This is a genomic window from Streptomyces sp. NPDC107454 (assembly GCF_055582885.1).
In genome coordinates this window covers 200,415-214,439 of the sequence record NZ_JBVJPA010000008.1, presented here as the reverse complement: position 1 = coordinate 214,439, position 14,025 = coordinate 200,415, and the positions used below count along the sequence as shown (strand labels likewise).

Annotated in this window: 11 protein-coding genes and 1 riboswitch; of the genes, 6 read left to right on the top strand and 5 right to left on the bottom strand. The window is 69.6% G+C overall.

What is annotated here, in order from left to right; translation table 11 throughout:
• Window positions 1–40: 40 nt before the first annotated feature.
• A riboswitch (cobalamin riboswitch) is annotated at window positions 41–179 on the bottom strand.
• A 52-nt stretch (window positions 180–231) separates the two neighbouring features.
• The 4 genes from ACZ69M_RS21820 to ACZ69M_RS21805 form a co-directional block, all read right to left on the bottom strand.
• Entirely contained in the window at window positions 232–738 is a 507-nt protein-coding gene (locus ACZ69M_RS21820) for a GNAT family N-acetyltransferase (protein ID WP_470051991.1), read from the bottom strand.
• A gap of 220 nt (window positions 739–958) precedes the next feature.
• Window positions 959–2,569, bottom strand: a complete 1,611-nt coding sequence (gene mctP, locus ACZ69M_RS21815) for a monocarboxylate uptake permease MctP (RefSeq protein WP_470051989.1) — start codon at window positions 2,567–2,569, stop codon at window positions 959–961.
• Window positions 2,566–2,847 (bottom strand): DUF3311 domain-containing protein, encoded by a 282-nt coding sequence (locus ACZ69M_RS21810; RefSeq protein ID WP_371645112.1) that lies wholly within the window; start codon window positions 2,845–2,847, stop codon window positions 2,566–2,568. Before ACZ69M_RS21810 ends, mctP begins: the two co-directional genes overlap by 4 nt.
• A gap of 116 nt (window positions 2,848–2,963) precedes the next feature.
• On the bottom strand, window positions 2,964–3,728 hold the full coding sequence (locus ACZ69M_RS21805; protein WP_054228140.1) for a GntR family transcriptional regulator: 765 nt from the start codon (window positions 3,726–3,728) through the stop codon (window positions 2,964–2,966).
• Window positions 3,729–4,153: 425 nt separating this feature from the next.
• On the opposite strand from ACZ69M_RS21805, the gene ACZ69M_RS21800 reads away from it, so the two are divergent.
• The 4 genes from ACZ69M_RS21800 to ACZ69M_RS21785 all read left to right on the top strand — a co-directional run bounded on the left by ACZ69M_RS21800 (window position 4,154) and on the right by ACZ69M_RS21785 (window position 9,706).
• Window positions 4,154–5,440 carry an extracellular solute-binding protein gene (locus ACZ69M_RS21800; protein WP_470051986.1) on the top strand — a complete coding sequence of 429 codons (1,287 nt, stop codon included), beginning with the start codon at window positions 4,154–4,156 and terminating at the stop codon, window positions 5,438–5,440.
• A 913-nt stretch (window positions 5,441–6,353) separates the two neighbouring features.
• Window positions 6,354–7,340 carry a carbohydrate ABC transporter permease gene (locus ACZ69M_RS21795; protein WP_470051985.1) on the top strand — a complete coding sequence of 329 codons (987 nt, stop codon included), beginning with the start codon at window positions 6,354–6,356 and terminating at the stop codon, window positions 7,338–7,340.
• A complete protein-coding gene (locus ACZ69M_RS21790) occupies window positions 7,337–8,185 on the top strand; it encodes a carbohydrate ABC transporter permease (RefSeq protein WP_352045984.1) in 849 nt (282 codons plus the stop codon). Before ACZ69M_RS21795 ends, ACZ69M_RS21790 begins: the two co-directional genes overlap by 4 nt.
• Window positions 8,186–8,194: 9 nt before the next feature.
• Entirely contained in the window at window positions 8,195–9,706 is a 1,512-nt protein-coding gene (locus ACZ69M_RS21785) for a glycoside hydrolase family 3 protein (protein WP_470051983.1), read from the top strand.
• 101 nt (window positions 9,707–9,807) lie between these two features.
• On the opposite strand, the gene nagB is transcribed toward ACZ69M_RS21785, so the two are convergent.
• Entirely contained in the window at window positions 9,808–10,593 is a 786-nt protein-coding gene (gene nagB / locus ACZ69M_RS21780) for a glucosamine-6-phosphate deaminase (RefSeq protein ID WP_470051981.1), read from the bottom strand.
• Between the two features lie 280 nt (window positions 10,594–10,873).
• Here nagB and ACZ69M_RS21775 point away from each other — a divergent pair, with 280 nt between their 5' ends.
• Window positions 10,874–11,950 carry an SIS domain-containing protein gene (locus ACZ69M_RS21775; RefSeq protein WP_470051979.1) on the top strand — a complete coding sequence of 359 codons (1,077 nt, stop codon included), beginning with the start codon at window positions 10,874–10,876 and terminating at the stop codon, window positions 11,948–11,950.
• Window positions 11,951–12,417: 467 nt separating this feature from the next.
• Window positions 12,418–13,884, top strand: coding sequence for a sensor histidine kinase (locus ACZ69M_RS21770; RefSeq protein WP_352045988.1), 1,467 nt, complete (start codon window positions 12,418–12,420; stop codon window positions 13,882–13,884).
• The last annotated feature ends 141 nt before the right edge of the window (window positions 13,885–14,025 follow it).

Below are 14,025 nucleotides of genomic sequence, written 5' to 3'. Positions count from 1 at the left end.
CCCATTCCGCGAGGCCCGGACGTCATGCACCCGGGCCGGATGGCCGGGCGCGCTGTCGGCAGGTCCTCGGACTGACGCGAGTACATGGGCGCGAGTGTGCGAACACGTACAAGTACACCGTTGCGGGACAGTTCCGGATTTGCACCGGATTCCCCTGCGGCGACAGCGAGCATGAGCATACATCTTGTGCCGGGCTGCGGTGACACCACCAGATGTTGTGTCGTGCCGGTGTCAGAGTGTCAACTCGTAGGTGAGGAGAGTGATGTCGTCGAGCTCCGGGAGGGGGTTCCAGTCGCGGTCGGGGGTGCGGGTGAAGCCGAGGCGTTCGTAGATGCGGTGGGCGGCATGCATGGTGCGCTGGGTGGAGAGCACGACGCGTACGCAGCCCGCGGTGGCGCGTGCGTGGTCGACGCAGGCGCGGACGAGGGTCTCGCCGGCACCTCGGCCGCGGGACTCGCGTGCGACGGCGAGCATACGGATCTCGGCTTCGCCGGGGCGGGCTATGTCGGCCATGGGGCCGCCACGCGGTACGAAGGTCACGGCGCCGAGGATGCGGTCGTGGTCCACGGCGACGAGGACCTCCGCGGCGGTGGCTCGTTTCGCCACGTCTCGCAGTTCGCCGAGGTACTCGTCGTTCTCCCCGAAGTCGAGCAGGCCGTCGCCGAGGTAGGCCTGTGCGGTGATCTCGCCGATGCGGTCGTATTCGTGGGGGTGGGCGTGTCTGATGCGGATGTCCATGCCGGTGAGTGTGCAACAGGACGCGGGAACGGGCCGCCGGATTTATGTCCGACGGCCCGTGGGGGGTTGTTGGTGCGGTTGCGCGGCTGCGGGTGCGTGGGGGCTTGGCGCGCAGTTCCCCGCGCCCCGGGCCTTTAGGGACGCGGGGAACTGCGCGAGAAGCCCCCACCGGGCCCGCAGCCGAAGAACCCACCGGAGGTCCGGGGGCGCAGCCCCGGGCTCAGTGGGTGGAACCCGCCGTGGCCGGAGGCAGTTCCGTCACGACGCCCGCGTCCCCCGCATCCGCCGTGTAGTCCTCCGGAGACGTCTCGTCGACGCCGTCCGGCGCGTTGAAGGCGCGGAGGGCGAAGGTGAGGACGACGCTGACCACGACGTTCATGACGAAGGCCGTCAGACCGATGTAGCCGATCTCCCCGATGCCCGGGATCTCCTTCGAGCTGCCGCCGAAGTGCTTCTGGGTCGGAGAGGCGACCCCGTACGCGGCGAGCGTGCCGTACAGCATGCCCACCGCCCAGCCCCCGAGCAGCGCCCAGCGGTGGAACCAGCGGGTGAACAGGCCACCGACCAGCGCCGGGAAGGTCTGGAGGATCCAGATGCCGCCCAGGAGCTGGAAGTTGATCGCGACCGTCTTGTCCATCGTCAGGACGAAGACCAGCGCGCCCACCTTCACCAGCAGCGACACCAGCTTGGAGACCCTGGTCTCCTGCTGCGGCGTCGCGTCCGGCTTGATGAAGTCCTTGTAGATGTTGCGGGTGAAGAGGTTCGCGGCCGCGATGGACATGATGGCCGCCGGCACGAGCGCTCCGATGCCGATCGCCGCGAAGGCCACCCCCGCGAACCAGTCCGGGAACATGTTCTCGAAGAGCTGGGGGATGGCGAGTTGGCCGTTGGTGACCTTGACCCCGGCCGCGATCGCCATGAACCCGAGCAGGGCGAGCAGCCCCAGCATCAGGGAGTAGAGAGGAAGGATCGTGGTGTTGCGGCGGATCACCTCACGGCTGCGGCTGGAGAGCGTCGCCGTGATCGAGTGCGGGTACATGAACAGCGCGAGCGCCGATCCGAGCGCGAGCGTGGCGTAGGTCCACTGGCCCGCTTCGGCGGGCACGAGCCCGCCCGCCCCCGCCGCCGTGTACTTGTCGCTCGCCGCCTTGAAGATCTCGTCGAACCCGCCCAGCTTGATCGGGATGTAGATGATGGCCACCGCGATCACGATGTAGATCAGGGTGTCCTTCACGAACGCGATCAGGGCGGGGGCGCGCAGCCCCGAGGAGTAGGTGTACGCGGCCAGCACGCCGAACGCGATGAGGAGCGGAAGGTCCTTCACGAACCAGTTGGTGTTCTCGCCGCCGCCCACGCCCATCACGTCCAGGACGGCCTGGATGCCGACCAGCTGGAGCGCGATGTACGGCATGGTCGCGAGGATGCCGGTCACGGCCACGGCGAGGGACAGGCCCTTCGAACCGAAGCGCCCGCGCACGAAGTCCGAGGTCGTCACGTACCCGTGCTTGTGGGAGACCGACCACAGGCGGGGGAGGAACGTGAAGATCAGCGGGTAGACGAGGATCGTGTACGGAACGGCGAAGAAGCCGGCCGCGCCCGCCGCGTAGATCGCCGCCGGTACGGCGACGAAGGTGTACGCCGTGTAGAGGTCGCCGCCGAGCAGGAACCAGGTGACCCAGGTGCCGAACGACCGTCCGCCCAGGCCCCATTCGTCGAGGCTGTGCTCGTCGTCCGCCCTGCGCCAGCGTGCGGCCAGGAAGCCCATGACCGTGACGGCCAGGAAGAAGAAGATGAAGACGCCGAGCGCGACGCCGTTCACACCGTCCTTCACTTCGCCGCACCCCCGCCCTGGGACGCGCGGGCGCGCTGGTCACGCTGCCACAGCTGGTACGCGGTCACGGTGAGCGCCGTGGACACGAGCACCCACAGCATCTGGTACCAGTAGAAGAACGGGATGCCGATGAACGCCGGGTCGGTCCTGGCGTAGGAGCCGACCCACAGCATCGCCACGAACGGGGCGATCAGGCACAGGGCGATGACCACCCGGATCGGTGTCACCACCGGCGGTTCGACCTTCGGCGCGTCTGAAACGTCTGACACGTCTGACATACGGCGACTCCGTCCCCTCGCTGTTCACCTGTGCAATGCGCAGGCAATCTAGGCGACGGCGTCAGTCATACGGAACCCCTAGTCCCCATCTCGGTCGGGGCAACACGACGGGTGCGCTACTCCTGCGGGCGCTTGAGCCGTGCCACGAACTTGTACCGGTCCCCCCGGTACACCGACCGCACCCACTCCACCGGCTCGCCCTGCCGGTCCAGCGAGTGCCGGGAGAGCATCAGCATGGGCAGACCGACGTCGGTGCCGAGCAGGCCGGCCTCGCGCGGGGTGGCCAGTGAGGTCTCGATGGTCTCCTCGGCCTCGGCGAGATGGACGTCGTACACCTCGGCGAGCGCGGTGTAGAGGGACGTGTACTTCACCAGGCTGCGGCGCAGGGCGGGGAAGCGCTTCGCGGAGAGGTGGGTCGTCTCGATGGCCATCGGCTCGCCGCTCGCGAGTCGCAGCCGCTCGATGCGCAGCACCCGGCCGCCGGCGGAGATGTCGAGCAGCTCGGCGAGGGTGTCGTCGGCGGTGATGTAGCCGATGTCCAGGAGCTGCGAGGTGGGTTCAAGGCCCTGGGCGCGCATGTCCTCGGTGTACGAGGTGAGCTGGAGCGCCTGGGAGACCTTGGGCTTCGCGACGAACGTGCCCTTGCCCTGGATGCGTTCGAGGCGGCCCTCGACGACCAGTTCCTGGAGGGCCTGGCGCACGGTCGTGCGCGAGGTGTCGAACTCGGCGGCGAGGGTGCGCTCGGGCGGTACGGGCGTGCCGGGCGGCAGTGTCTCCGTCATGTCGAGCAGGTGCTTCTTGAGGCGGTAGTACTTGGGCACGCGCGCGGTACGGATGGGGGCCCCACCCTCGTTCTCCGCACTGCTGACGTCGGTGCTCATGCTCTGCCTTCCCGGCTCCGGGTGCCGAAGCGACCGACATCCCGTCGGCCACGGCTCACATCGTGGCACGGCTTCATGTGCGAGTGTCCCCCCGCACGCTCCGTGATCCCCTCTATATACCGTCGGCGTACCCGTTGGTCTAGTCCATAGTGTGGACTCGGGTCGGCCGGGAGGCGTCTGAGGCCGCTGAACGGCCCCGCCGTTTATGCCACTTACCTACTTAAAGGTCCTTGCATATGTAGGTCCCATAACGGACGACCAGTCGGGCTTACACACCCTTGACACCCCTCTAGGTCTAGGCCAAGCTCCCCGTACTGGTCTACACCATTGGTCCAGTCCCAGTCCCACGGGCCGTACTCGGCAGCGCTTCGGCATGTGTCACCGCGGTGGGCAGGGGGGTTTATGGCATCCCTGAGGAGGGTGGCGTGAAGCGGAAGCTGGCAGCCGCGATCGGTATCGCGGGCATGATGGTCTCCATCGCGGCGTGCGGGAGCAGCGACAACAAGTCCGGGGGGTCGGACAAGGGCGCGGACGCGAAAGCACTGACCGTCTGGCTCACGGTGGACGCGCAGAACAACTGGCCCGAGCTGGTGAAGGCCGCCGACGCGGCGGTGCAGAAGGCGCACCCGGGCGTCAAGATCAACCACGAGTACTACGGCTGGCCGGACAAGAACACCAAGCTCGACGCGGTCCTCGCCACCGACAAGGCGCCCGACGTGGTCGAGATGGGCAACACTGAGATGCTCGGCTACATGGTCAAGGGTGCCTTCGCCCCCATCGACGCGTCGAAGCTCGACAACTCGGCCGCGTGGCTGGACGGCCTGAAGGCCTCCGTCACCTACGACGGCAAGACCTACGGCGTGCCGTACTACGCCGGTGGCCGCGTCGGCAACTGGCGCAAGGACGTGGCGGCTTCGGTCGGTGTCAAGACGCCCCCGAAGACGTACACGGAGCTCATCTCCGACCTGGACAAGATCCAGAAGAAGGAGGGGAGCAAGTTCAGCGCCTGGTACCAGCCGACGCGTGACTGGTACGCCGCGATGTCCTTCGTCTACGACGCCGGCGGCTCCATCGCCAAGGAGGACGGCGGCCAGTGGAAGGCCAACCTGTCGTCTCCGGAGTCCATCAAGGGACTCAACGACTGGAAGGCCATCGTCGACAAGTACATGCACGGCGACAAGACCAAGGACGAGTCCGACCGTTACATCGTCTACGGCCAGGGCAAGTCCGCCATGATCTTCGGCGCCGCGTGGGAGGGTGCGAGCACCGAGGACCCGAAGAACGACAAGACCGGCAAGCTCAAGGGCAACCTCGAGAACTTCGTGATGCCCGGCCCGTCCGGCAAGAACCTCCCCGTCTTCCTCGGCGGTTCCGACCTCGCCGTCCCGGTGAAGTCCAAGGCGCAGGCGCTCGCCGCCGAGTGGATCAACGCCTTCACGGGCTCCGCCGGTCAGAAGGGTCTGATGGCCAAGGGCAACCTGCCCAACAACAAGACCGACCTCGCCACCCTCAAGAACGACCCGGCAACCGTGGTTCCGGCCACCGCGGCCGAGTCCAACTGGTTCGTGCCGATGGCTCCCGGCTGGGGTCAGGTCGAGAAGGCCCAGGTCCTGCAGACCATGCTGCAGAACATCGGCACCGGCAAGAAGTCGGTCGAGGCCGCCGCGAAGGATGCGGACGCCGCGATCGACAAGGTCATCAACACCAAGTGACGTGAGCGCGGGGCGTGGTGGGACCCCGGGGCACCTCCGGGGCTTCACCCGGGGTGTGTCCAGGGTCCGCCCCGGGTCCGCCCGGGGTGCGGCTGCGGAGGTACGTCCGAGTGCGTCCGGGGCGATCCCGGGATGCTCCCGGACATGCCTGCCGGGGCCCTCACCGGGCCCGGGTTCCTGCCGCTTCCCGCACGACCGAGCGGGACCCGGCGACGTACGACCGCGCGGGGCCCCGGCCCCGTACGACCGTGCGAAGCCGGGCCGCGTACGGCCGGGCGGGTCCGGCCGGTCCACGACCCGGGCGGACCTCGACCGGAACCGACCGGACCAGGTGCGGACCACGCACGACCCGCACCGGACTCGGACCGAGCAGGACGGGCCAGGACCGGCGGGTCCTCTCGCGCACGCCCGAGAGGACCCGCCCCGGCGAGCGCCCCGCACACGACCGCGGGGACCCGCCTCCGTGCATGACCTGCGCGGGCGCGGCCGGTGTACGACCGCAGGGGTCTGCCCCTGCACGACTCGCGTGGGGTTCGGACTGCGTATGACTGTGCGGGGTTCGGGCGGTGTGCGACCGAGTGGGTGGGCCCCGGTGGGCGACCTGCTCGGGGCGGGGCGTGTGTGACCCGCGTGGGGTTCGCATTGCGTATGACTGTGCGGGGTTCGGGCCGGGTGTGGTCTGGGCGGCTTTCGCCCGGAGGTGACCGCACCGGCTTTGGGCCCTGCACGACCGCGAGGGTCCGCCCCCGCGCAGACCGTGCGGAGCCGGGCCGCGTACGACCGTGCGAGGCGCCGGCCGCGTACGGCCCCGGGCGTGTTTCGCCTGTGTTCGACCGTGTGGGGCCTGCCCCGCGTACGACCCCGTGCGGGGCTTCGACCACGTACGACCTGAGGGACCGCTGAGGAGCGCGCGATGAGTGCCGCAGACACGACCACCCCCGCCAAGGTGCCGCCGCCGCGGCAGGCACCGCCACCGGCCGTCCCCAAGGCGCCACGCAGAAGGCGGACCTCGGGCGGAGCGGCGGTCCCCTGGGCCCTGCTCGCGCCCTGTCTGCTGATCCTCGCGCTGGTCATGGGCTATCCCCTGGTCCGCCTGGTCACCCTCTCCTTCCAGAAGTTCGGACAGTCCCAGCTGTGGGGCTTCCAGTCGGCCGAGTCGGTCGGCTTCGACAACTTCAGCAAGGTGCTGGGCGACAGCGAGTTCTGGACGGTCGTCGTCCGCACGATCGTCTTCGCCGTCGGGTCCGTCGTCTTCACCATGGTCATCGGCATGCTGATCGCGCTGCTCCTCCAGCGCGTCTCGGGCTGGGTGAAGATGCTGATCAACATCGTGCTGGTGGCCAGCTGGGGCATGCCCATCATCGTGGCCACCACCGTCTTCAAGTGGCTCTTCGACTCCGACTACGGCGTCTTCAACGCGCTGCTGAGCAAGCTGCCGGGCGTCGACATGATCGGCCACAACTGGTTCGCCAGTGGCCCCCAGGGACTGGCCGTGATCATGCTCCTGGTGGTGTGGGGCGCGGTGCCCTTCGTCGTCATCACGCTCAGCGCGGGGCTCACCCAGGTGCCGAGCGAACTGGAGGAGGCGGCCCGGCTGGACGGCGCCGGCGCCTGGGGCGTCTTCCGTTACGTCACGCTCCCGATCCTCAAGCCGATCGTCGTGATGCTCACGACACTCTCCGTCATCTGGGACATGGGCGTCTTCCCACAGGTCTTCGTCATGCGCGGCGGCCACCCGGAGGCGGAGTTCCAACTGCTCACCACGTACTCCTACGACCGCGCCTTCGTCGTCAACGACTACGCGCAGGGGTCGGCGATCGCCCTGCTGACCGTGCTGTTGCTGCTGGGCGTGGTCGCCGTGTACATGCGTCAGATGCTGCAGATCGGAGAGGTCGAATGAGCACCCTCGCCACGGCGGGCCGGCGCCGGGGGAAGTCCAAGCTCGGCTGGAACCTCCTCGGCCTCCTCGTCTTCGTCACCGCGGGCTTCCCCGTCTACTGGATGCTGAACACGGCGTTCAAGCCGGCGAAGGACGCCATCGACCCGGATCCGAGCCTGTTCCCCACGGGCCTCACGCTCGACAACTTCCGTCGCGCGCTGGACATCGCGGACTTCTGGGGCCCCGTCGGTCGCAGCCTGATCGTCTCCCTGTCGGTCGTCGTGATCGGCGTCGTGGTGGGGATGCTGGCCGCGCTGGCCATCTCCCGCTTCGCCTTCCGCGGCCGCAAGGTCGTGATCGTCGGCATCCTCGCGGTCCAGATGATCCCGCTGGTCGCCATGATCATCCCGGTCTTCCTGCTGCTCAACGACCTGAACCAGTACGACAAGCTCTCCGGCCTGATCATCACGTACCTGACCTTCATCCTTCCCTTCACGGTGTGGACGCTGCGCGGCTTCATCGTCAACATCCCGAAGGAACTGGAGGAGGCGGCCATGGTCGACGGCTGCTCGCGCACCGGAGCCTTCATACGGGTGGTCTTCCCGCTGCTCGCGCCCGGCATGGTCGCCACGTCCGTGTACGCGTTCATCCAGGCCTGGAACGAGTACCTCTACGCCCTGATGCTCATGAGCCAGGAGCACCAGACCGCCACCGTCTGGCTCGGCAACTTCACCACCAAGCACGGCACCGAGTACGCCCCGATGATGGCCGGCGCCACGATGATGGCCGTGCCGATCGTCGTGCTCTTCCTCATCGTCCAGCGCAAGATGGCCGCGGGGCTGACCGCGGGCGCCGTGAAGGGATAACGCCACCCGATGACGACACTCGCCAGTGGTACGACCGCGTCCCCTTCCGACCGGAACGGCTTGGCACGCGACGCGCTCACCGTCCTCCAGCCCGGCTTCACCGGAACCACCGCCCCCGACTGGCTGCTGCGCCGCCTCGGCGAAGGGCTGGCCGCCGTCGGCCTGTTCGGCCGGAACATCGCCTCTCCCGAACAACTCGCGGCCCTGACCGCCCAGTTGCGCGCGGAGCGCGACGACGTCCTGGTCGCCATCGACGAGGAGGGCGGTGACGTCACCCGCCTCGAGGTCCGCGCCGGCTCCTCCTACCCCGGCAACCACGCGCTGGGCGCGGTCGACGACGTGGAGCTGACGCGTGCGGTGGCCTCGGCACTCGGCCACCGCCTCGCGGCCTGCGGGGTGAACCTGAACTGGGCCCCCTCCGCGGACGTGAACTCCAATCCCGACAACCCGGTCATCGGCGTACGGTCCTTCGGCGCCGACACCGGCCTGGTGGCCCGGCACACCGCCGCCTACGTCACCGGGCTCCAGTCCGCGGGCGTCGCGGCCTGCACCAAGCACTTCCCCGGCCACGGCGACACGGCGGTCGACTCGCACCACGCGCTGCCGCGCATCGACGCCGACCTGTCGGTCATCGAGGCCCGCGAACTCGCCCCGTTCCGTGCCGCGATCGCCGCGGGCACACGCGCCGTGATGAGCGCGCACATCCTGGTCCCGGCGCTGGACCCGGACCGCCCGGCCACCCTCTCCCGCCGCATCCTCACCGGCCTGCTCCGCGAGGAACTCGGCTACGACGGCCTCATCGTCACCGACGGCATGGAGATGCAGGCCATCGCAGGGACGTACGGCATCGAGCGGGGCAGCGTCCTCGCCATCGCGGCCGGCGCGGACGCGATCTGCGTGGGCGGCGGGCTCGCGGACGACGAGACGGTACGGCGCCTGCGCGACGCCCTCGTCACGGCGGTGCGCACCGGTGAACTCCCCGAGGAGCGTCTCGCGGACGCGGCGGAGCGGGTACGGGCGCTGGCCCGTTGGACGGCGGCGGCCTCCGCGGCATCGCCGGCCGCCGGGCGGGAACCGGCCGACGTGGGGCTCGTCGCCGCCCGACGCGCGCTGACGGTGACGCGCGCGCCGTCGTACGAGCCGGTGGACGCGGCTCCGTTCGTCGCCGCCTTCACCCCCGTGGCGAACATCGCCGTCGGTGAAGAGACCCCCTGGGGCGTGGCCGCGGAACTGGCCAGGCTGCTGCCCGGCACGCAGACGGGCAGCTTCGCGGGGGAGGGGGCGGCAACGGCGGCCCTGGCCGCCGCAGGCAGCCGCCGCGTCGTCGCCGTCGTCCGCGACGAACACCGCCACCCCTGGATGGCGGCCGCCCTGGACACACTGTTGGGGGAACGCCCCGACACGATCGTGGTCGAGATGGGCATCCCCCAGGCCCCGCCCCGGGGCGCCCTCCACATCGCCACGCACGGCGCGGCGAGGGTGTGCGGGCGGGCGGCGGCGGAGGTCATCGCGGGGGAGTGACGGCCTGCGAGAAGGAGAACGAGGAAGGTGCCGGACCCCAGGGGCCCGGCACCTTCCTCGTTCTCCTTCTTCCCGTCGTGCGCTTCTTCGCGCCCTCGGGGTCAGATCCCCTGCCAGTCCGGCTTGTTCGCGAACGTGTGCCGGAAGTAGTCCGCCAGCTTCAGCTTGGAAGCGGCGGCCTCGTCCACGACGACCGTGGCGTGCGGGTGGAGCTGGAGCGCCGAGGCGGGGCACACCGCGGCCACCGGCCCCTCCACGGTCGCCGCGACCGCGTCCGCCTTGCCCTCACCCGTGGCCAGCAGGACGAGATGCCGCGCCTCCAGGATCGTGCCGATGCCCTGGGTGATGACGTGCTGCGGCACCTGCTCGATGTCGCCCTCGAAGAACCGCGCGTTGTCGACCCTGGTCTGCTCGGTCAGCGTCTTGATCCGGGTCCGCGAGGCGAGCGAGGAGCAGGGCTCGTTGAACCCGATGTGCCCGTCGGTGCCGATCCCGAGCAGCTGGAGGTCGACGCCACCGGCCGTGGCCAGCGCCTTGTCGTACGCCTGGCACGCGGCCTGCACGTCCTCGGCGGTGCCGTCCGGGCCCATGAACGCGTCCATGCCCAACCCCAGCGGTTCGAGCACCTCGCGCCGCAGCACCGATCGGTACGACTCGGGGTGCTCGGCCGGCAGTCCCACGTACTCGTCGAGCTGGGCGACCCGCGCCCGCGAGGCGTCCACGGCACCGGAGCCGACCTTCGCCGCCAGCGCCTGGTAGATGGGCAGCGGCGTCGAGCCGGTGGCCACGCCGAGCAGAGCGTCGGGCTTGCGCCGGAGCAGCTCCGCCATGGCCTCGGCGATCAGCTCGCCGCCCGTCCTGGCGTCGGGAACGATGACAACTTCCACGCTGGGCCTGCCGATCTGGAGAGTGGCTCGCCGGGAACCGTGAGGGAACACATGTGGTGTAGACCAATCTAGCAAAGGAGTTGCTCCCACGGCCCGTCACGGCTTCTCGGCGCATCCGCGCCCGCCGCCCGCTCGCCACCTCGTGCGGAGCGGCACACCCGGCAAAGCCCTGCCCACAGGCGATGAGATGCTGATACCGATCCTCGCGATCCGCACCGCACGCACCATCCCGTATCGGCCACGGTCGACGCGTACGACCGGAACGTCCCCAGGAGGCCCCATGTCCGCCCCTACCCCGGACCCCCGGACCGACGACGACCGCCCGGGTCGGATCATGGCCCGCGAGATGGCCGAGCAGCCCGACGTGCTGCGCCGGATCCTGGAGGCGGGCGCGCCGCGGATCCAGGAAGTGGCCCGGCAGATCGCGGCCCGCGCGCCCCGCTTCGTCCTGCTCACCGCCCGCGGTACCTCCGACAACGCCGCCCTGTACGCGAAGTACCTGCTGGAGATCCAGCTGGGCCTGCCGTGCGGGCTCACCTCGATGTCGACGACCACGGCGTACGGCGCGCGGCCCGATCTCACCGACGTCCTGGTCGTCACCGTCAGTCAGTCCGGCGGCTCCCCTGACCTGGTCGCCTCGACCCGGGCCGCCCGTGAGGCCGGCGCCATCACGCTCGCGGTGACCAACAACCCGGACTCACCGCTGGCGGCCGTCTCCGAGTACCACCTCGACATCATGGCCGGACCCGAGAAGGCCCTGCCCGCCACCAAGACCTACACGGCCTCCCTCCTCACCCTCTATCTCTTCGTCGAAGGACTGCGCGGCGGCGACGGCACCGCGGCCAAGGCGCTGCCCGATCTCGCCGCGCACCTCCTCACCCGTCAGGACGAGATCCGCACGCTCGCCTCCCGCTACCGCTTCGCCGAGCGCATGGTGATCACCTCGCGCGGCTACGGCTACCCCACGGCCAAGGAAGCCGCCCTGAAGCTGATGGAGACCAGCTACATCCCCGCCCTCTCGTACTCCGGCGCCGATCTGCTGCACGGCCCCCTCGCCATGGTCGACAACATCTCCCCGGTCATCGCGGTCGTCACCGACGGCAAGGGCGGCGAGGCGCTCCAGCCCGTGCTCGACCGGCTGCGCGGGCGCGGCGCCGACCTGGTCGTCATCGGCCCCCGGGCCCAGGTGGAGCAGGCCTCGGCCGGGTTCGTCCTGCCCACCGAGGGGGTGGCCGAGGAGCTCCAGCCGATCCTTGAGATCCTTCCGCTCCAGCTCCTGGCCTACGAGGTCACCATCGCCCGCGGTCAGGACCCGGACGCGCCGCGCGCCCTGGCGAAGGTGACGGAGACCCGCTGACCTACGCGTCCCCGGGGCGGGTGTACGAAGCCAAGGTGATCCGGCTCCGTTCATGAGCCGATCCGGCCCCCACCGGGAGCCGAACCGGGCTAGTCTGCGTGGTGGATGCTGTTGGAAGTTCGATAAAGAGACAACAACAAACATCCGCCGGCGCATGGACGCGGCACGTGGTCTAGTCCACAATGTGCAGGTAAAGCCTTCGATCGACGCGGCGTCGCTTATGGCGAGGCGTTGATCCACACAAGCATCCGTCTTCCCCGCACAGGAAGGCGGACCGAGGAACCGGCGCTCTCTGCCCTGACTGCTCCGGGTCCTCTCCTTCGGCCGACCGGGACCGCACACCCCGCGGCCGTTGCTGCTCCGGGCTGCGGTGCCGGGAGGGTTGAGGGTCCCTCCCAGGCGCCGCGGCCCGCGGGTGTTTTCGGAGCCGGGTCAAACCCCCAGGTAGGCTCGCAGATGTGCCCTCCATGAACGACCTCGTCCGCCAGCACACCGCTCTCGGTGACTCCGATCTCGAGTGGTTGCATCTGCTGGTCTCGGAGTGGCAGTTGCTCTCCGACCTCTCCTTCGCCGACCTCGTGCTGTGGGTTCCCACCCGCGACGGCACCCGCTATGTCTCCGTCGCGCAGATGCGGCCCAACACCGGCCCGACCTCGTACCAGGACGACATGGTCGGCCACCTCGTCCCACGCGGCCGCCGCCCGCTGCTGGACGCCGCGCTGGACGAGGGCCGGATCGTGCGCGAGGGCGATCCCGAGTGGCGCGAGGAGGTGCCGGTACGGGTCGAGTCCATTCCGGTACGGCGGGAGGGGCGCGTCCTCGGTGTCATCGCGCGCAACACCAATCTCCTCACCGTGCGCACCCCGAGCCGGCTGGAGCTGACGTACCTCCAGAGCGCGTCCGACCTCGCCCAGATGATCGCCGCCGGCTCCTTCCCGTTCTCCGGCCAGCAGGTCGACATGGACGCCTCCCCGCGGGTCGGCGACGGACTGATCCGCCTCGACGCCGAGGGCATCGTCCAGTACGCGTCCCCGAACGCGCTGTCCGCGTACCACCGCCTCGGCCTCGCCTCCGACCTGGTGGGCCACCACCTCGGTGTGACCACCGCGGAACTCGCCCCGTCCCGCGGTCCGGTGGACGAGGCCCTGTCCAAGGTCGCCAGTGGCTGGGCACCCCGCGAGTTCGAGATCGAGAGCGGCGACGGGGTGATCCAGCTGCGCGCGATCCCGCTCAAGCCCAAGGGCACCCGGGTCGGTTCGCTCGTCCTGCTGCGTGACGTGACCGAACTGCGCCGCCGTGAACGCGAGTTGATCACCAAGGACGCGACCATCCGGGAGATCCACCACCGGGTCAAGAACAACCTCCAGACGGTGGCGGCGCTGCTGCGGCTCCAGGCCCGGCGCATCGAGTCGGAGCGCGGCCGTGAGGCCCTGGAGGAGGCCGTACGACGGGTGGGCTCGATCGCCATCGTGCATGAGACGCTGTCTCAGAACCTGGACGAGCGGGTGGAGTTCGACGAGATCGCCGACCGGGTGCTCGCCATGGTCGCCGAGATCTCACCCGGCAAGGTCACCGGCCGCCGTACCGGCCGCTTCGGCATACTCGACGCCGAGGTCGCCACCCCGCTCTCCATGGTCCTCACCGAGATTCTTCAGAACGCGCTGGAGCACGGCTTCCGCGAGGGCGACCGGGGCACGGTCGAGGTCTCGGCGGTGCGCGGCGGCACCAGTAAGGAGGCCCGCCTGCTGGTCACCGTCCAGGACGACGGGGTCGGCCTCCCGGAGGGCTTCGACCCGCACCGCTCGGGCAACCTCGGGCTGCAGATCGTACGGACGCTGGTGGAGGGCGAGTTGGGGGGCAGCTTCGACATGGTGGCGGCCCCGGAGCGCGGCACGCAGGTCATCCTGGACATTCCGGTGCGCGCGCACAAGTAGGAGTGCACGGAGGGGCGCGAGCAGAAGTGCAAGCGCAAGTACGAGCAGAAGTATCTGACGCACCCACAAGTCGCGCATGACAGTGGCCCCGGACCAGAAGGTCCGGGGCCACTGCTTACGTTGCTATGCGCATCGGGGGTA